Consider the following 19,694-nt stretch of genomic DNA (forward strand, 5'->3'; position numbering starts at 1 on the left):
ATAGATGGCGCGTATTGATTCAGATGTCGCGCACCACGCGGAAACCCACCACCGCGTTGGTGCTGTCGTACTCCGCATGGCGTCGCCACGCCGCGCGCGTCTGCGCCGGTGCGTTCGACCATGCGCCGCCGCGCACCACGCGCGTGCGGCAGCCCGGGTTGACCCAGGCCTCGCCGTTGGTGGGCGCGCGGCGGTAGCCATCATGCCAGCAATCGGCGACCCACTCGCTCACGTTGCCTTCCATGTCGTACGCACCGAACGCGTTCGCACGGAAGCGCGCCACCGGCGCGGGCCCCCAGAAACCGTCGCGATAGCTCACGAAGGCATTGCCCCAGCTGCGCCCTGCCGGCGAGCGGTCGCCGCCGCCGGTGAGGTTGCCGGTGCCCGGCGTCGGCGGCAGGTCGCCCCACGGATAGCGCCCCGGCTGGCCCGCGCGCAGCACGTATTCGAACTCCGCCTCGCTCGGCAGGCGATAGCGTTGGCCGCTGCGTTCCGACAGCCAGCGTGCGTAGGCCTCGGCGTCCTTCGCGCTGACGTGCAGCACCGGCATGTCGTCCGCGGCCGGCCGGCCCATGTGGTCGTGGCGCCAGTCCACGCCGCTGCGCCGCACGAAGGTGCCGCCGCGTTCGTCGTACACCAGCGAATGCCCGCGCCGTTCCGCGCGCGGCTTGTGACCGGTCGCCTGCAGGAAGCGGCGGAATTCGCCCACCGTCGTCTCGGTGACCGAGATCGCGAAGCCCCGGTCGAAGCGCACGTAGCGCGACGGCCGCTCCGACCCGCTCGCATCCGGCTCGGCATCGCGCGCGCCCATGCGGAAACCGCCATGCGGCACCACCACCATGCGCGGCCCGCGCCCGCCGCTCTGCAGCGCATCGGTGAAGCGCTGGCCCGGGCGCATCAGGCCGTAGTGCGTGGCCATGTCGATGCGCGTGCGCAGTTCCTTCGCCGAGGCATCACCCGGTGGCGCGATGCGCAGCATCACCGCCAGCAGCTCGCGCGCCTTTTCGAGGTTGTTGCGTTGCCCGGGCCGCGCCAGCAGCGCCAGACCCTCGTCGCGCAGCAGCGCGATCTGGAAGCGGCGGATCTCCTCGACCTGCTCGCGCCCGGCCTGCACCGCGCCGAAGCCCGGCCGCACCTTCGCCGCCTCGGCCAGCCAGCGCTCGGCCGCCGCGAAGTCCGCGCGCACCGCCGCCTCCTCGGCGCGCCGGATCAGCCCGCTCTCCACCGCCGCCACGCCCTGCATCGCGCGCGGCTGCCCCGGTTGCAGGGCCAGCGCCTTGCGGAACAGCGGCAGCGCGCCATCGCCGCCCTGTTCGCCCAGCTTGTCTTCCGCCAGCGCGCGCTCGCCGGCCTCGTTCAGTGCCCACAGCTCGTCGGCCAGGTCCACGCGCTGCAGGTAGGCCGCGCCGTCCTCGGTCCGCTGCATCTCCACCGCGCGCATCACCGCCGCGATCGCATGCGCCCGGCGCAGCGCCGCCTCCTCGTCGCCGGCCTGCGCCAGCGCCTCGTCACCGGCCTCGCGCAGGCGCTCCAGCGCCCGTTCCAGGCCCAGCGCCGCCTGGCCGTCTTCGTGGTTGAAGTCGAGCAGGGCGAGATAGAGCGGAATGGCCGCCTCGCCATCCTCGAACAGATGGTCCCGCGCCAGCGCCGCCGCTGCGCGGCGGTGGGCGGCCTGCGGATTGGCCGGGTCGAACACCGCGATCGGCCGTCGCCAGGTCAGCTGCTCGGCGATCGCATGGTCGCCGTCGATCGTCACCTGGCCCTCGCGCCGGGGCTCGCCGTCGGGCGTTTTCGCCCCGTCCGCGCGGTCGCCACCGCAGGCGGCCAGCAGCCCCAGCGCGGCCGACAACGCCAGCCCCCGCCATGCCACCGCCTTCGCCCGTCGATTCGTGCCCGCGTTCAATCGTTGCTCCCGTGCCCGGCGGCCACCGTAGCGGGTCACGCCTGACCCGGACCGCACTCCGGTAGCATAACGGCCCCTCACTTCCGGACCGAGCCCGTGCCGCGCTGGATCGACACCCCCGCACCGCTGAACGCGCTGCACGACACGCTCATCGCCGCCGCGTCCGCCGGCACAGCCCCGATCATCGGCCTCGACACCGAGTTCGTCCGCGAGCGCACCTACTGGCCGCAGCTCGCCCTCGTGCAGATCAGCACCAGCGACGGCGACATCCTCCTCGTCGACCCCCTGTGCCCCGGCGTGCCCGAGGCCCTGGCCGCGATCCTCGCCGACACCCGCATCCTCAAGGTCATGCACAGCGCCGGCGAGGACCTCGTCGCCTTCAAGCACGCCTGCAAGGCCCTGCCCGAACCCCTGTTCGACACCCAGGTCGCCGCCGCGCTGACCGGCGTCGGGGCAGGGCTGGGCTACCAGCGCATCCTGCTGGAGCTGCTGGGCGTGAACGTCGACAAGGGCGAGACCCGCTCCGACTGGCTGCGCCGCCCGCTGTCCGACTCCCAGCTGCACTACGCCGCCGACGACGTGCGCCACCTCCACGCCCTGCATCGCGAACTCGTCGACAAGCTCGACCTGTTCGACCGCATGCCCTGGCTGCAGGAAGACTGCGCCCGCATGCTCGCCAACGCCGCTCAGGACGAGGGCGACCGCTGGCCGCACCTCGGCATGCGCACCGCCCAGTTCCTCGACCGCGACGGCCAGGTCCGCCTGCTGCGCCTGCTGCGCTGGCGCGACGCCTACGCCCGCGACCACGATCGCCCGCGCAGCTGGATCCTCGACAACGAACTCGCCGCCGGTCTCGCCCGCACCCCGCCGCGCGACCTCGCCGACCTGCAGCGCGCCTTCGACGCCTCGCCCAAGGCCCCGCGCAAGCTCGCCAGCCTCATCCTCGCCGCCATCCAGACCCCGCTGCCCGACGAAGCCGACATGCCCCCCGCCAAGGGCGACGACCGCGACCGCGCCACCTACAAGCAGCTGCAGCAGGCCGTCGCCGCCCGCAGCGCCGAACTCGGCCTCCCCGACGGCGTACTCGCCTCCCGCCGCTGGCTCGAAGCCCTGCAGGACGGCGAAGACTGGCCCGGCGCCCTCTCCGGCTGGCGCCGCACCCAGCTCGAACCCGCCCTCGCCCCCGTCCTCGCCACGATTGGCAAGCGCTGAGGCACGGGCTTATACTTCGCCCCGACGCGGGCCACGGCCCGCAGCCGCAAGGGAACCCACCCCTCGCAGCCAGTTTCACGGGGTCATAGCTCAGCTGGGAGAGCGCGTCGTTCGCAATGACGAGGTCGGGAGTTCGATCCTCCCTGGCTCCACCAAACCGAAAAACCCAGCCTGCGAAGGCTGGGTTTTTTGTTGGTCGCGATCCGGTTCGATCTCGCGCTTTTGATACCAGCCAGGCAGGTGCCCCGGCCCGTCCCAGCGCCTATCATCCGAAGACAGTCAGCAGGGCATAGCCAGACCGTCGAACAGGGGCGACACGGATGACACCAGAAGCCAGGGCGCGTGAACAGATCGACCGCAAGCTGGTGCTTGCGGGCTGGATCGTGCAGGACACCAAGCAAGTGAATCTCAGCGCTGGACCCGGTGTCGCGGTCCGCGAGTACCCGACCGACAGCGGTCCCGCCGACTACGTGCTGTTCGTCGATCGAAACCCGGTCGGCGTGATCGAAGCCAAGCGCGACGATGCCGGCCACAACCTCAGCGTTCACGAAACCCAGACCCAGCGCTACGCCAACGCCACCCTGAAATGGCGCAAGGCCGGGGCCCCGCTGCGTTTTCTCTACGAGGGCACCGGGCAGCTCATCTATTTCACCGATGGCGCCGATCCCGCGCCGCGCGCCCGCGAGTTGTTCCATTTCTTCCGTCCACAGACGCTGGCTGACTGGGCTGCGCAGCCCGACACTTTGCGCAGTCGGCTCCAGCACATGCCGCCGCTGCCCGAGCGCAACCTGCGCGACTGCCAGATCAGCGCCGTGACCGGGCTGGAGAAGTCGCTCGCCAAGAACAAGCCGCGCGCGCTGATCCACATGGCCACCGGCGCCGGCAAGACCTTCACCGCTATCACCGCCGTCTACCGGCTGCTCAAGTTCGCCGGCGCCAAGCGCATTCTCTTCCTGGTCGATACCCGCAACCTTGGCAAGCAGGCGCATCAGGAATTCATGGCCTACACGCCGCCGGACGACGGCCGTACCTTCACCGAGCTCTACAACGTACAGCGGCTCAGCTCCAGCCATATCGATCCGCATGCGCAGGTGTGCATCAGCACCATCCAGCGCATGTATTCGATCCTCTCCGGCACCGAGCTGGCCGAAACCAGCGAAGACATTTCGCTCAACGAAGTCGGGCAGGGCGATACGCAGGCGAAGCTGGTGCAGTACAACCCGCAGGTGCCGATCGAGCAGTTCGATTTCATCATCATCGACGAATGCCATCGCAGCATCTACAACCTGTGGAAGCAGGTGCTCGATTACTTCGATGCCTTCCTGATCGGCCTGACCGCCACGCCCGACAAGCGTACCTACGGTTTCTTCAACGAGAACGTCGTCGCCGAGTACAGCTACGAGCAGTCCGTTGTCGATGGTGTGAACGTCGGCTACGACGTCTACGAGATCGAGACCGAGATCACCGCCAAGGGCGCTGAGGTGAAGGCGAAGGAATGGGTCGACCACCGCGACCGCGAAACCCGCGCCAAGCGCTGGGCGCAGACCGAGGAAGACATCGTCTACGGCAGCGCCCAGCTCGACCGGTCGGTGGTCAACCCCAGTCAGATCCGTCAGGTCATCCAGGCCATGAAGACCGCCGTGGAGACGAAAATCTATCCGCAGCGCGAGGAAACGCCCAAGACCCTGATCTTCGCGAAGACCGACAGCCATGCCGACGACATCATCCGCACCGTGCGCGAGGTCTACGGCGAAGGCAATGCCTTCTGCAAGAAGGTGACCTACCGCGCCGGCACCGATCCCGAGACCGGCAAGGCCGTGGCCGGCGACGACGCCGACAGCGTCCTCACCAGCTTCCGCAACGACTACTACCCGCGCATCGCCGTCACCGTGGACATGATCGCCACCGGCACCGATGTGAAGCCGCTGGAAGTGCTGCTGTTCATGCGCGACGTGCGCAGTCGGGGCTACTACGAACAGATGAAGGGCCGTGGCGTGCGCAGCCTTGGCGCGGAAGCGCTGAAGAAGGTCACCGGCTCGGCCGTGGGCGCCAAGAGCCATTTCGTGCTGATCGATGCGGTCGGCGTAGAGAAAACGCTGAAGACCGAGAGTCGGCCGCTGGAACGCAAGCCCATGTGGAGCCTTGACAGCCTGCTCAAGGGCGTTGCGATGGGGTCGCAGGACGACGACACCGTGCTCAGCCTCGGCAATCGGTTGATCCGGCTGGCGAAGCGGCTCGACGACAAGGCCCTGGCGAAGATCAAGCAGGCCAGCGGCGGCATCGGTCTGCAGGATCTCGCGCGCGGCCTGGTGCAGGCGCTCGATCCCGACCGTGTCGTCGCCGATGCGCTGGACACGGCCAAGGCCGCAGGCATCACCCGCAGCGAAGACACGCTCACCGAATCCGAACTCGACGCCACACGGCGCAAGCGCGTCGAAGCTGCGTGTCGGCCGTTCGACGACCCGGCGTTGCGCGATCTGATCGAGTCCGCGCGCCGCGACCGCGAGCAGGTCATCGACACCCTCAACCCGGACACCGTGGTCCGCAGCGAATTCGCCGCGCAGGCGCAGGCCAACGCCGGAGAGGCGGTCAGTCGCTTCCGCACGTTCCTGGAAGAGCACCGTGACGAGATCGCCGCGCTGGGCTTCTTCTACGCCCAGCCCTATCAGCGCCGCGCGCTCACCCTGGAGATGATCGAGGAACTGCACGAAGCCCTGCAGCGCCCGCCGCTGATGTTGACCACCGAAAAGCTGTGGTCGGCCTACGCCCGCGTGCAGGAGACCAAGGTGCGCGGCAACAGCCTGCGCCGGCAATTGACCGACCTGGTGTCGCTGGTGCGCTTCGCGCTGGGGCAGGACGAGGAACTGCGCCCCTTCGCCGACAGCGTGGACAAACGCTTCGCCGACTGGGTCTTCCGGCATAATGCGCGCCGCGCCACGGCCTTCACGCCGGAGCAGATGGACTGGCTGCGCCTGATCAAGGACCACATCGCCACCAGCTGCCGCATCGAGCGCGATGACTTCGACTACGCGCAGCTGGCTGGCAAGGGCGGCCTGCAGAAGGCGTGGACCGTGTTCGACGGGCAGCTCGATGCGCTGCTGGATGAGATGAATGAGGAGTTGGTGGCTTGAGTGGTAATCCCGCAACTGACCTTCCCGCAAGTTGGTCGAGGTCAGAACTCTATGCATTGGCCGATCTGGTCAGAGGCGTTTCCTACAAGAAGGAAGATTCCTCGACGTCTCAATTCACCAATTCGATACCCCTGCTACGTGCGACAAACGTAACAGGGAGTTCGTTGACGTTCGATAGCCTTGTCTATGTGCCGAGTCACTATGTTTCCGCTGAGCAACACTTACAGCAAGGCGACATAGTTATCGCATCATCTAGTGGAAGCAAGGACGTAGTCGGAAAGGCGGGCCAGCTCATAGCCGCGCGAGAACGGTATTCATTCGGTGCGTTCTGCACTGGGATCCGACCTGTCACAGAGATTGATTCGAGATATCTGGGCTATTACTTCGAGTCGCCAGAGTATCGGGATGCGATCTCCGATATCTCGGCTGGCTCAAGTATCAATAACATCAAGAGCACTGATCTAGCAGCTCATGTCGTTCCCGTTGCTCCTCGTGCAGAACAAACCCGCATCGTCGAAAGACTCGAAGAGCTGCTCTCCGACCTCGATGCCGGCGTCGCCGAACTGAAGACCGCGCAGCGCAAGCTGGCCCAGTACCGCCAGTCGCTGCTGAAGGCGGCGGTGGAAGGTGCCCTGACCGCTGACTGGCGCGCGGCCCAAAGCACGTCGTCCCGGCGCAGGCCGGGACCCAGCCGTTCCCATGACGATCAACCTCAACAGCGGGATCCCGGCCTGCGCCGGGATGACGAAGGAAAGGAGACCGGTGCCGAACTGCTGCAGCGCATCCTGCGCGAGCGCCGCGCGCGCTGGGAACAGAAGCAGCTCGGGAAGTTCGCCGAGCAGGGCAAGACGCCGCCCAAGGGCTGGCAGGAGAAGTATCCGGAGCCTGTAGCCCCGGATCTCACCGATTTGCCGCCGCTGCCGGAGGGGTGGGTGTGGGCGAGTGTTGACCAACTTGTTGAATTCATAACAAGTGGATCCCGTGGTTGGGCCGAGCACTATTCGAAACGTGGCGCTATCTTCATTCGTTCGCAGAATATCAATCGCGATTGGCTTGATCTCTCTGATGTTGCGCACGTCGATCCACCGCGAAATACTGAGGGTGCGCGCACTCGAGTGCAAAAAGGCGATTTATTGTTGACGATTACCGGAGCAAATGTTGGCAAGTCAGCTGTCGTAGAAGTCGAGCTAGAAGAGGCTTATGTAAGTCAACATGTTGCTCTTATTCGTCCTGTGGTGCTTGAACACAGCAACTACCTGCATTTGTTTCTTACTTGTAAGGCCGGTGGCCGCGGCCAGCTCGATAAGGCGGCCTATGGAGCTGGCAAGCCAGGGCTAAATCTCCAGCAGGTACAAAATGTCGTCATCCCTATCCCAAGCAGCGGGGAAATTTCAGAATTGCTCTCAGCTGTATTCTCTATGATGAATGCAGTTTCGACGCAAGAAGATGCTATCGACTGTGGATTGAGACAAGCCGCAGCCCAACGCAAAAACATCCTCAAAGCCGCCTTCTCAGGCCAGCTGGTCCCACAGGACCCGAGCGACGAACCCGCCAGTGAACTGCTCGCGCGCATCCGCGCGCAGCGCGAGGCGAACGCGGACGCACCCGCACGCAAGCGTGGCCGCAAGGCGAAGGCCATGGCATGAGCGAGACCCAAGGCGAACTGAGCATCTACAGCGCCGACAAGGCCGCACGTCGCGGGCAGGTACCAACCTGTAAGCGCTGCTTACAGGTTGGGGCCCGCTTATCATTCCCGGTGCTGGCGCCATCAAACTGCATGCAGGCGGATCACCCATGAACAACACACTCGATGTCATTGACCTGGTCACGCTCGCGGAGGGCTGTGAGCTTGAGTGCAAATCCGCACAGGGACGGGATGGTCAGGGGGAGCTGCCAGAGGATTTCTGGAAGAGCTACTGCGCGATGGCGAATTCGGATGGCGGCGTCATCCTGCTGGGTGTTCAGGAGAAGCCGCGCGGCGTGTTCCATGCGCTCGGAATCCGGGATATCGAACGCGTTCGAAAATCCCTCTGGGATTCGCTGCATGATCGGCACAAGGTCAGCGCCAATCTGCTTGCCGAGCGCGATGTCGTGCCGGTCGAGATCGATGGTAAAAGCGTCCTGCGCGTTCGCGTTCCACGCGCGCAGAGACAGGTTCGCCCGGTGCATCTGGGCAGAAATCCATTCGGCGGCAGCTACCTGCGCCGTCATGAAGGCGACTATCAGGCAGACGACGAATCCGTACGGCGAATGATGGCGGAACGCGTCGAGGAATCCCGCGATGATCGTGTCCTCAAGGGCTACGATTTCAGCGACCTCGACATGGAGACCGTGGCGGCTTACCGCAACAGATTCTCGGCAGTGAAGCCGGGGCATGTCTGGACGGACCTGCCTTTACCTGAATTTCTGACGCAGATCGGGGCATGGGGCAAGGATCGCGAGGAAGGCTTCAGTGGCTTGCGGCTGGCGGGTTTGCTGATGTTCGGTCATGCGGATGCGATACGCGATGCCTTCCCGCACTACATGGTGGACTATCAAGAGCGACCGGAACCCAAGGCGGAGCCGCGCTGGATCGATCGAATCGTCCCTGACGGCATGTGGTCCGGCAACGTCTACGATTTCTTCCGCAAGGTCTATCCCAGATTGACCGCAAATCTGAAGGTTCCCTTCCAGCTTCAGGAGGGGCAACGTGTCGACGACACGCCTGTGCATGAAGCATTGCGGGAGGCGCTCGTCAACACGCTGATCCACGCGGACTATTCGGGGCGAGTATCGGTACTTGTCGTCAAACGACCAGACATGTTCGGTTTTCGCAATCCAGGACGGATGCGCATTCCTCTTGAGCTCGCGGTTCAGGGCAGTCACAGCGATTGCCGCAACCGACGCTTGCAGACCATGTTCACCCTGGTGGGTTACGGCGACCATGCGGGTTCCGGCATTCCCAAAATCTACAAGAATTGGGCTGGTCAGCACTGGCGTCGGCCGAGGCTCTATGAGCTGGCCGACCCCGAACAAACCCTGATGGAGCTCAGCATGAGCAGCCTTGTGCCGGACGATGCGGTACGCGCACTTGAGGAGCACCTTGGCCCGCGATTCAATGCCTTGCCGCAGACGGACCGTCTGGCGTTGATTACAGCCCAAGTAGAAGGCGTCGTCAGCCATGATCGCTTGAAGGAGATCACGACCGATCATCCGGCGGATCTGACGAAGAGGCTTCGTGCCTTGGTTCAGGAGGGACTACTGGTGCCTGATGGCGCCGGCCGTGGGACGGTTTATTTCCTACCCTGGCAGCGGCCCATGAGCGATTCCCTGTTCGATGCCCGGGACCCAACCAAGGAACCTGTAGAGCTTGCCAGCGAACCTCGGGAGCTCCTGAGCCAACCTCAGGAGCTCCCTGGTGAACTACAGGGGTTCGATGGAGCTTCCGAGGTTCCGTCATTCAGGCAATGGAAAGATGTTCCGCCGCTTTTACAGGCTGAGCTGCTCCAGATTGCGGCCCCAGCACGCCTCCAGGCCCGCCTCCCCTTGGGAGACCTGCAGAACATCATTGTCCAGCTCTGTGCTGGACGTTATCTGGGACGCTATGTGATCGCCCACCTATTGGACAGAAATGCCGATGATCTGGGTCAGCGCGTACTCAAGTCGATGGTGGCGGCGAATCTGCTGAAGCAGGCCCACCCGGCTGTCACCGACCCCCGACAGGCATATACCTCGGTCAATACTGGGCACATTGAAGAATGAACAGCAGCACCCTCGTCCAGAAGATCTGGAATTTCTGCCACACCCTGCGCGACGACGGCGTGGGCTATGGCGATTACCTGGAGCAGCTGACCTATCTGTTGTTCCTGAAGCTTGCGCACGAGTATTCGCAGCCGCCCTACAACCGCGACACCCACATCCCCAAGAGCTGCGACTGGACGAGTCTGCGCAGCAAAACGGGTGCGCCGCTGGAAGCGCATTACCTGAAGGTCCTGCACAAGCTCGGCGAAGAGCCGGACATGCTGGGTGCGATCTTCTTCAAGGCGCAGAACAAAATCCAGGACCCGGCCAAGCTGGCCCGGCTGGTGCAGATGATCGACGCCGAGAACTGGATCAGCCTCGATGAAGACACCAAGGGCGATCTGTACGAAGGACTGCTGCAGAAGAACGCGGAAGACACCAAGAGCGGCGCCGGCCAGTATTTCACGCCGCGCGTGCTGATCGACGCGATCGTCGAATGCGTGCGGCCCGAGCCGGGCAAGACCATCGCCGACCCGGCCTGCGGCACCGGTGGTTTCTTCCTGGGTGTCTACAACTGGCTGACGCGTGAAGGCGTACAACTGGACAGGAAGCAGCAGAAGTTCCTGAAGCACAAGACCTTCTTCGGCAACGAGATCGTTCCTTCCACGCGCCGCATGTGCCTGATGAATCTGTTCCTGCACAACATCGGCGACCTCGACGGCGAACCGACCGTGGACCGTTCGGACGCCTTGATTTCCGAACCGACGCGCACCTTCGATTACGTGCTGGCTAATCCGCCCTTCGGCAAGAAGAGCAGCATGACCATCACCAACGAGGACGGCGAAGAGGACCGCGATGCGCTGACCTACGAGCGCACCGACTTCTGGCAGACCACCTCGAACAAGCAGCTTAATTTCCTGCAGCACATCGTCTCGATGCTCAACACCACCGGGCAGGCGGCTGTTGTGCTGCCCGACAATGTGCTGTTCGAAGGCGGCGCCGGCGAGAAGATCCGCCGCAAGCTGCTGGAGACCTGCGACGTGCACACCCTGCTGCGCCTGCCGACCGGCATCTTCTATGCCCAGGGCGTGAAGGCGAACGTGCTGTTCTTCGACGCCAAGCCCAAGTCGCCCAAGGTGCAGACCAAGGGCGTGTGGATCTACGACCTGCGCACCAACAAGCATTTCACGCTCAAGACCCGGCCGCTGCGCCGCGAAGACCTGCAGGACTTCGTCGCCGCCTACAACCCGGACAACCGCCACAAGCGCAAGGAATCCGAGCGGTTCAAATACTTCGACTTCAAGACGCTGGTCGCGCGCGACAAGGCCAGCCTCGACATCTTCTGGCTGAAGGACGACAGCCTCGACAATCTCGACAACCTGCCGCCTCCGGATGTGCTGCAGCAGGAGATCATCGATCACCTGGAAGCGGCGCTGGCCGCGTTCCGTGATGTCGCGGCTGCGCTGCCGAAGAGTGGGTAATCAAACGCCGCAGGCTGGGTCGATGCCCCAGCCTACGACTGCGGAGCGTCATTCGAGGATGTGCCCACCGTTGTCGTCCCAGTGTCGCACCGTGCTCGGCGCGTCAAGGTCGAGGTGAATTGCTGTGCAAACCTTGACGCGCCTGCGCGCGATGCGGAATTGAATCGCCAACGGCGCCCACTCCGGGCGTCGGGCGAAACGGAGTTCCGCCATGTCCAAAGCCAACGCCAAGTCGAAGCTGCAAGCGCCCTGCGTCCTGCTTGTCGAAGTCCCCCCACAGTTCATCGCCCTCTGCGAAGACAGCGGCGCCAGCCCGCAGGTCGCCCTGCGCGGCATGGCCGCCATGGTCTGCGGCCTGCGCTACGACGAAAACGACCGCCTCCACCCGCTTCCCCAGACCACCGCATGACCGCCGCCCGGGCGCAGGTGCTGCCTGCGCCCGGGCTGGCGAGGCGGGCCGGGCGCCGCCGGCAACAGGCGAGGGTTGGAGTGACTTGGGGGGTGACTTGGGGGCTTGCAACTAGCGGGGCGCCGGCTTTTGCCGAAGGCCGGCGCGAATGCCCTCTGTGTCGCCATGCTCAGGCCATGCGCGGCCGGCCTGCGCCTGCGGCTTCCTGCGCCTGAATGCTCTGCTGTTGGGCCGGGTGCATGCCTTGCTGCAGATTGATGTCCGCCACCTTTTCGCTGCTGGCCTGCAGGTCCTGGCGCACGGCGGCTGCGATGTCGCTGACGGCCGTCCTGGCCCAGGGGGTGTTCGGGTCCGGCGTATCGGCCATGAAGGCACGCGTGCCGTCGTCGCTCATGCGGAAGAATCCGATCGTCTGCAGGCCGCGCGCCTTGGCGTCCACGGTCAGGCCTGCGGCCAGTCGCTCGCTGATGTCGTCCGGCTCGCGTCCGCGCCGACGATCCTCGGTCTGCACGTGATGCAGGATCGACTGGTACATGCGGGCATCGGGATGCGTGGGCGCGTTGATCAGCGGCGCATGTTGCGCGCGCGCCGCCGGCTCGGCCTGTTCGGTCGAGGGACGGGCGCGGATCGCTGCGTCGTCCGTGGGCGCGATGTGCTCGCTGCGATCGCGTGCCCGCACGTCGGCCAGCGCGCGTGCGATGTCCTCGGGCGTCGTGATCTCGGCTATGCGCACAGTGCCATCGCCATCCATGCGGAGATGATGGATCGGGCTGTCGGGCGTGAATCGCCCGCTGGCATCCTGGCCCAGCACCAGCGACGTCGTCGCCGCAGTGAGGCCTGTTTCGGCGCGCGTGCGCTGCACGGCGAGATAGCTCGCGTCGAAGTACTCCTGGCGCGTCTCGCGTTCGATGCCGTGGTGGCGATACGCCTCGCGCAGCAGGGCCTTGTCCTGTGCTTCCGGTGTCGGCGGTTGCCACGTGGGCATGCGGTCGAGCTGCTGCTGGTGGTCCTGCAGCGCCGGGAGCAGGCGTTCGCGAGTGAGTTCGAGTTCCAGCGCGCGCGTGGCGTCGGCGGTCTTGCCTGCATGCGTCCACGCGCCCTGCGCATCGCGTCGGTAATGCCTGCCGTCCGAGGCCTGCAGCAGGTCGGGGTTCAATGCCGTGGTGACGGCCTCGGGCATCGTGCCGGCAGGGGTCTGGTCGTAGCCATGCGCCTTGTGGCCGATCTGGTACTGCGCGGCGATCCCGGCCGGGCCGGCGGCGAGGTTGCGATCGATGATCCGCATTGCCTCCGCGCTCAGCCGCGCGGCCTGCTCGCCGTTCGCGTCCACGGTGTCCCTGGCGCTCGGCTGGTTGTTGATGTCGTAGGCGGTCACGACCTCGCGCGCCCATGCGCCGCGATCCGGTCGATAGCGCCACGGCTCGCCGCCATCGCCTGCAGGCTGCACGAACGGGTCGCGCGGTGTCGGCACTTGGCCCAGTGCACGCTCCACTGCCACGACGCTGGCCATCGCGCTCAGTTCGCGCGCCTTGTCCAGCGGCGCCGCGAAGTCCTGGCGTTGCGGCAGGTCGCGCGCATCGTCGACGAGATCGGCGCGCAGGTCATCGCGAATCCACTGCCGGCCGTTGTACGACCAGTCCACGCCTTCGCTGGAGATGTTGTAGACGCTGTGCTGCTGCCACAGCTCGACGCCGCGCTCGGCCGCCTTGCCGAACAGGTAACCTTCGCCCGCCACCAGCAGCGCCGTCCCGCCGGTCCCCGTGCCCAGCGCCACCGCCGTCGCGCCCCCAGCCGCAGTTCCCGCCAGCGCGCCCGTGATCTGCGCGCCCTGCTGCAGGTACGCATCCGTCGACGCTGTGTCGTTATGCAGGGTGTCGCGGAAGACCTGTGCGCGCTGGCGCGTCTCGTCCCATTCATGCGCGGTGATCGCCGCTTCGATGGCGATGCCGGCCGCCGCGCCGCGCAAGCGCGGACCATGCGGCGCGTCGATGTCACGCGACGAGAGGTCGTAACGAAACCCATTCAGACGCTGGCTGTCGATGAAGACCTGCTGCGCCGTGTAGCCCGCGCGATACTTCTCGTAGTCGGCGGCATCGATGAATTTCTGGTCGTAGGCCTCGTCCAGAAGCTCCGAGCTCATCGAGCGGTGGGCGTCGAGGTTTTGGTTTGCGATCTGTGGTGAATCGAAGAACTTGTCATCAGACCAGATGCGCGTGGCACGTCCCGCTTCGCCTTCCTGTCTGGCGACTTCCAGCATGGATTCCTCGCCGGCGCTTTTGGCCGAGACTGGCGTGGTGCCAAATTTCTGTTCGGTCAACGGGGTGGGGAGTACAGCAATACCCCTGCTTGACATGTAATCGATCAATTCGTGCTTGAGCGGTCCTTCGTCGACTTCATGCCAGACGATGCCTGTCACTGCGACTCTGCGGCCTTGCTTCGCAGCATAGTTCAAATACAAGTCGAGCAGTTCGGTTCCGCCTGCACGATATGTGTAAACAAGGCTGTTGGTGTCCGCAAGCAGATATCCGTTATTCATGACGGATCTTCCGGGTGCGCACGAGTTAATGCTTGCATGTGGTCACGAAGCTTCCCCAGCAACAATGTTCGGTCATGGAAGTCCAAGTCTTCGATCCATTGGCTTGATAGGTGACGGACTCTCCATGAGAGGAGGCTTTCGATCTCGCCATTGTTCTTTTCCTGACGGAGATATTCGGCGAAATCCTCGGGAGCTTCCTTCTTGAAGTACTCGGCAAATGCCCGAACCTCATCATCTTCCCATTGACGCCATTTCGCGCGCTCAGACACGACGCGTGCATGGTTGGACACCATGTTCTCGAATATCTGCTCGTTGGTGATCGACTGGTTGCCCGGGCTGTTCAGTACTCTCAGGATGTTGGCTTTCAGCCGATCGTCGGTCAGCGCATCGATCCTGGCCCGGAGTTCGGGGCTGATGGGTTGTTGTGGCGTCATGGGACTTGTCTCTGGCCTGGGGGCGGACGTGTTCGATGGGGGGCTGAGGCGGTGATTGGCCGCAGTGGTCCATCTGCAGTCTGAGGACCACGCGATGTTGTGCGGCCATCGTGGGTTGTGCATCCGTTTTGCGATTCTACCCAGTACCGATCCATACGGCGTCGTATGAACAAAAACACCGGCCGCTTGCACGACCGGTGTCTGTATCAACGCAATGGGGTGCGCAGTCGAGTCAACTGCCCGACAGCGCCTGTCCGGTGCGCGTCCACCCTGAGCTTGAGGGGCGGCGCGCTCGGACATCGCGCGACACCGCCCCTTCCCGGAATCAGCGGATGTGGGTGTCGTTGGCCTTGCCCCTGCGGCTGCCGCGTGCGCGCGTTTCGACGGCTTCCAGTGAGTCGGCAGCCATCGCGCCGAACGCCGATGTCATCTTCGAGGCGGGCCTTGCTTCGGCCCAGCGGCGCTGGATCTCTTCCGGTTGCTGCGCGAGCGGCGTGCGCACCAGGCCGCTGTCGTAGATGTCGTCGCCGATATCGAGGCCCAGAGGCACGCCGCCGATGGGCAAGCCCGTCGCGATCACGTTGCCATCGGCATCGGTGCGAGGTCCCGTGATTGCGTAGTGCACGTCGGCGATCGGCTTGAGCGCGAGGCGGCCGTCGCCTGCGATCGTCCCGTCGATGCCATCGGCCTGCGCGAAGCTGTCGAACAGCCAGTGGACGCCGAGATACACTCGCGACAGCGCGTTCTCGCGAATGGCTTCCCACAGGCTGTCGTAGTGGCGCACGACGCGGGTGCGGATGGCGCCCGGTTGTTCGTTGATGGGCAGGCGTTCGTCGTAGGGCTGGTAGAGGTCGCGGCTGATGCCGTCGAGCTCGTCCGAGACCATGTCGAACGCGATGTCGTCGACATCGCGTGGGTCGAGCGGTTTGCCGTCGCGGTCGGCGTAGAACCGGCGCGCCACCTGCATCGCGGCGGCGCCGAAGGTGGCATGGCCGGAGGGATAGGCGGGGAACGGCGGCTTGAACGAAATGCCGTTGGTGTTGGTGCGCGGTGCGCCGAGGGTTTCCCAGAAGGGATCGCCCGACAGCGCGGCGCTGGTGCCGGCGGTGCCTGCCGGGCCGGTGCGCACATCGTCTTCGCGCACGCCGGACAGCGGACGCCAGTATTCGAAGTGATACTTCTCGGCCCAGGCGAAGATGCCGGCGTCGGCCATGGCCACGTTGGCCAGTGTCAGCAGGCGCAGGGACTCGTCGGTGTGCGCCGGTGTCCAGGTCGTGCCGACGCGCCTCGATGCGATGACCACGCGAAGGATCTGGTTGTACAGGCGTGGTGGCGTGCCCAGCAGGTTGGCGCCGTCGTAGGCCCAGAACAGGGCGCTGGCGGTCTGGTCCGGCGTGCGGATCGTGGTGTTCAGGGTCTTCGCGCCACCGAGTCCGTAGACCGCCGCATACGCCTGTGCGTACTGCGGATCGGTGCGCAGCGGTGCCGGCGGATCGGCCAGCTGGTGCGTCGTCTGCGTGCACATGCGCGCGGCGCTGCTGCCGTAGAAGGGACCGTGGTGTTCCTCAAGTTTCCGTGGCGCGCTCGGGCAGGGCTTGGGTTGCGCGTTCGGGCAGGGCTTGGGTGGCGCGATGGGATTGAGCGGATCCGCGCGGTACTTTCCGTGGCCCTGTTGCGGAGCGTAGCAGTCGTCATCGACGCCCGGTTCGTCGGCGCGTACTTCCAGCAGTTCCGCGATGCGACGCCCCACCTTTTCGCCGAAACGGAAGCCGGCATCGGCGATGTCCGGCCGGGGAACGAAGGCGGCGAGCCGGCCGCGCAGGTAGCCGGCGATGTGCGTGGACGCGTTGGTCCTAGCGGGACAGTCGTCGTCCGGCTCGACGGTGTACAGATGCGTCAACGCGGCGTAGGCCGCTGCTGCGATGGCCATCCGGGCATCGCCGGTGGTGGGCGGCGTGGGCAGCACGAACGGGTTCTCGGGGATGGTCGGCCCGGCATCGAGCCAGGTGGAGTGCGCGGGGTTCTTTGCCATCCCGAACCAGGCATCGTGCATCGCCAGGTGGACGATCCCCAGCGCGCGTGCGCTCATCGGCGGCCCGCCCTGGCGGGCGCCGCGCAGGCTTTGTGCGAGGCGATTGACGTCCAGTGCGACGAGATTCCAGTACAGGGCTGGATCGGGGAATGCATCGAAGGTCGCGTCGACATGCATTGTCGGAAGAGGTTGCGGCGGTGCTTCGCCGGATGAGGCTTCGGGGCGCGTCATGACTGGCTCCATGAAGGGGAGGGACGCGACGGGGCTGTCGCGTCGCCGAAGCAATAGCAAAAGCGGCGCACGACGAGCGGGCCTGAACCCAAATCGTTCCAGTCCGCGCCGCATGCGATACCAGCGTGCAACCGCAGCGCGGCCGCATGGCGTCGCCGTCGCGCGCTTGTGCATGCAAAACACCGGCCGCTTGCACGGCCGGTGCTTGTGTTGCGACGCGGGTGGATGCGGTGGGATCAGGTGCCCGTCTGCGCTCACGTTCACCCTATCGGGCTTGCGGTTTGCGCTTGTCGCGCGATTCGCGGTGCGCGGTTTCGGCCATGACCTTGAACTGGCGTTCGCGCTTGAGCCACAGCTCGTGTGCGGGTGTGTCGGTGGCTTCGTCTTCCAGCGCGGTCTCGGGGATCTGGCCGAAGGCGATGCGCATGGGCGCTGCGCGCTGCGACAGCGCGTCCTGCATCGCGCCGAAATACAGGGCGTTGTTGCCGTAGCGCTTGTTGATCTGGTCGAGCACGGCGCTCATCTCCTGGCTGCGCCGGCGCTCGGGGATGAGTTCGGCGGTGACGCTGCCGCGCGGTTCGAGGTGCACCAGGGTCACCGACACCGACAGTGGCGGGTGACGCTTCGGGTTCCAGCGGCCTGAGGCGAGGGCGCGTTCCAGGGCTTCGAGTTCGTGGCCGAGCAGCTTCAGGAAGGTGGGCGTGTCGTCGAGCGGCGCGAAGCTGAGGTCGCGCTCGAAGCGCTTGTCCATGCCGACGAAGCGCATGCGGATCGCCAGGCCGCCGGCGAGGAATTTCTCGTGGCGCAGGCGCATCGCGGCTTTCGCGAGCAGTTTGAACAGCACCGAGCGCGCGCCGGAATAGGTACGCAGCTCCGGGCCCAGCACGTGCGAATGCCCGACCGAGGCGCGCGGGCTTTCGCGGCGGGGCAGATGGTGGCCGCGCAGCTGCAGCCAGTAGCGGTCGCCCTCGACGCTGCCCCAGGCGGCGCGCAGGTGCTCGCGGGTGGCGCTGCACAGCTGCTCGACGGTGTAGATGCCGGCGCGCCACAGGCGCTTTTCCATCGATGGGCCGATGCCGCAGAAGTCGCGCAATTTCAGGTCGTGCAGCTTGTGCGGCAGGTCGGACAGCTCCAGCACCGTCAGCCCGTCCGGCTTCTGCATGTCGGATGCCGTCTTGGCGAGGAACTCGTTCGGCGCGATGCCGATCGAGCACTTGATCGCTTCGAAGCCGCGCTCGACGATCGTGCGCTTGATGTTGAGGGCGATGGCCTCGGCGTTCTCGCGCTTGCGCTCGCGGCCGATCAGCCAGCACGGGACTTCGTCGATCGAGGGCGGTTTTGGATCGCGCGGGATGCAATCGTTGATCGCGTCCATCAGCCGGTGGTGCACTTCGACGTAGCGCGCCGGACGCGCCTGGATCAGCACGATGTCGGGGCATCGTTCGCGCGCTTCGTACACAGGCGTACCGGTCGAGACGCCGAACGCCTTGGCCTCGGCGCTGGCGGCGATGCAGCAGGTGGTTTCGGCCATCACCGGCACCACGCCGACCGGGCGGCCGCGCAGGCGCGGGTCGTCTTCCTGTTCGACCGAGGCGAAATACGAATTGAAATCGACGAAGAGGCAACGCAGGGTCACGGGGCGGCTCGCAGGAAGACGGCAGGTCTGCGGCATGTCCGCCCCAACGGGCATGCGGGTGTTCGGAGGATCGATCTTGCGGGCCCGCTCGCCGGAACGGGCCTGACAGGGATTATGGCACCCCGGTTTTCGTAGAGCGGAGCTTGCTCCGCTCCGTTCGTCCGAAGGTTCGAGCGGAGCAGGCTCCGCTGCTGCCGTTCCTGTAGAGCGGAGCTTGCTCCGCTCATGCCTTCCCGGGAGAAGGGAGCGGAGCAAGCTCCGCTCTACGGCGCAATGCATTTGAGCGGAGCAAGCTCCGCTCTACGGTGAATCAACGGGTTACAGCACCACCGGCGGCTCGCCGCCGACGATGACCACGTCGGCGGGGCGGCGGGCGAACAGGCCGACGCTGACCACGCCCGGGATCTGGTTCAGGTCACGCTCCATGCCGACTGGGTCGGTGATCGCCAGGCCGTGCACGTCGAGGATCCAGTTGCCGTTGTCGGTGACCACGTCGTCGCGCCAGACCGGCTGGCCGCCGGTGATGCGGACGATCTCGCGGGCGACCAGGCTGCGCGCCATCGGGATGACTTCCACCGGCAGCGGGAAGCGGCCGAGGATGCCGACCTGCTTGCTCGGGTCGACGATACAGACGAAGGTCTTGCTGGCCTCGGCGATGATCTTCTCGCGGGTCAGCGCGGCGCCGCCGCCCTTGATCAGCCGACGGTTGCCGTCGCATTCGTCGGCGCCATCCACGTACAGCGACAGCGGGCCGGTGGCGTTGAGGTCCATGACCTCGATGCCGTGCGCGCGCAGGCGCTCGGTGCTCTGGTCGGAGCTGGACACGGTGCCCTTGATGCGGTCCTTGATGCGGGCGAGGCCGTCGATGAAGTAGGCCACGGTGGAGCCGGTGCCGACGCCGACGATCATCCCGTCTTCGACGTATTCGAGGGCCTTTTCCGCGGCCAGGCGTTTCATTTCGGACATGGG

The 19,694-nt window shown here is 65.6% G+C and carries 12 protein-coding genes and 1 tRNA gene; 7 read left to right on the top strand and 6 right to left on the bottom strand.

The window, feature by feature from the left end:
- Window positions 1-19: 19 nt before the first annotated feature.
- Window positions 20-1,903 carry an SUMF1/EgtB/PvdO family nonheme iron enzyme gene (locus ACFQ0E_RS09380; protein ID WP_386823389.1) on the bottom strand — a complete coding sequence of 628 codons (1,884 nt, stop codon included), beginning with the start codon at window positions 1,901-1,903 and terminating at the stop codon, window positions 20-22.
- Between the two features lie 96 nt (window positions 1,904-1,999).
- On the opposite strand from ACFQ0E_RS09380, the gene rnd reads away from it, so the two are divergent.
- The 7 genes from rnd (at window position 2,000) to ACFQ0E_RS09415 (ending at window position 11,856) form a co-directional block, all read left to right on the top strand.
- Complete coding sequence (rnd, locus tag ACFQ0E_RS09385) at window positions 2,000-3,115, top strand: ribonuclease D (RefSeq protein WP_386823390.1); 1,116 nt, start codon at window positions 2,000-2,002, stop codon at window positions 3,113-3,115.
- A gap of 79 nt (window positions 3,116-3,194) precedes the next feature.
- A tRNA-Ala gene (locus tag ACFQ0E_RS09390) sits at window positions 3,195-3,270 on the top strand.
- A 165-nt stretch (window positions 3,271-3,435) separates the two neighbouring features.
- Window positions 3,436-6,246: a type I restriction endonuclease subunit R gene (locus ACFQ0E_RS09395; protein WP_386823391.1), complete on the top strand. Its 2,811-nt coding sequence runs from the start codon at window positions 3,436-3,438 to the stop codon at window positions 6,244-6,246.
- Between the two features lie 56 nt (window positions 6,247-6,302).
- Window positions 6,303-7,892: a restriction endonuclease subunit S gene (locus ACFQ0E_RS09400; protein ID WP_386823392.1), complete on the top strand. Its 1,590-nt coding sequence runs from the start codon at window positions 6,303-6,305 to the stop codon at window positions 7,890-7,892.
- A 148-nt stretch (window positions 7,893-8,040) separates the two neighbouring features.
- Window positions 8,041-9,987: an RNA-binding domain-containing protein gene (locus ACFQ0E_RS09405; protein WP_386823393.1), complete on the top strand. Its 1,947-nt coding sequence runs from the start codon at window positions 8,041-8,043 to the stop codon at window positions 9,985-9,987.
- Window positions 9,984-11,447, top strand: a complete 1,464-nt coding sequence (locus ACFQ0E_RS09410; RefSeq protein WP_386823394.1) for a class I SAM-dependent DNA methyltransferase — start codon at window positions 9,984-9,986, stop codon at window positions 11,445-11,447. The genes ACFQ0E_RS09405 and ACFQ0E_RS09410 overlap by 4 nt, the downstream gene beginning before the upstream one ends.
- 211 nt (window positions 11,448-11,658) lie before the next feature.
- A complete protein-coding gene (locus tag ACFQ0E_RS09415) occupies window positions 11,659-11,856 on the top strand; it encodes a hypothetical protein (RefSeq protein WP_386823395.1) in 198 nt (65 codons plus the stop codon).
- A 169-nt stretch (window positions 11,857-12,025) separates the two neighbouring features.
- Here the strand turns inward: ACFQ0E_RS09415 and ACFQ0E_RS09420 are convergent, their stop codons facing one another.
- The 5 genes from ACFQ0E_RS09420 to rpiA form a co-directional block, all read right to left on the bottom strand.
- Window positions 12,026-13,996, bottom strand: a complete 1,971-nt coding sequence (locus tag ACFQ0E_RS09420; RefSeq protein WP_386823396.1) for an XVIPCD domain-containing protein — start codon at window positions 13,994-13,996, stop codon at window positions 12,026-12,028.
- Window positions 13,997-14,388: 392 nt separating this feature from the next.
- Window positions 14,389-14,826: a hypothetical protein gene (locus ACFQ0E_RS09425; RefSeq protein WP_386823397.1), complete on the bottom strand. Its 438-nt coding sequence runs from the start codon at window positions 14,824-14,826 to the stop codon at window positions 14,389-14,391.
- 325 nt (window positions 14,827-15,151) lie between these two features.
- The gene (locus ACFQ0E_RS09430; RefSeq protein WP_386823398.1) at window positions 15,152-17,089 is read right to left on the bottom strand and encodes a vanadium-dependent haloperoxidase; all 1,938 of its coding nucleotides are present in this window, start codon (window positions 17,087-17,089) and stop codon (window positions 15,152-15,154) included.
- Window positions 17,090-17,354: 265 nt separating this feature from the next.
- Entirely contained in the window at window positions 17,355-18,725 is a 1,371-nt protein-coding gene (locus tag ACFQ0E_RS09435) for a DNA polymerase Y family protein (RefSeq protein WP_386823399.1), read from the bottom strand.
- Between the two features lie 318 nt (window positions 18,726-19,043).
- Window positions 19,044-19,691 (bottom strand): ribose-5-phosphate isomerase RpiA, encoded by a 648-nt coding sequence (gene rpiA, locus ACFQ0E_RS09440; protein ID WP_386823400.1) that lies wholly within the window; start codon window positions 19,689-19,691, stop codon window positions 19,044-19,046.
- Window positions 19,692-19,694 lie beyond the last annotated feature (3 nt).

It is taken from the genome of Lysobacter brunescens (assembly GCF_042677005.1).
Lineage (GTDB): Bacteria > Pseudomonadota > Gammaproteobacteria > Xanthomonadales > Xanthomonadaceae > Lysobacter_I > Lysobacter_I brunescens.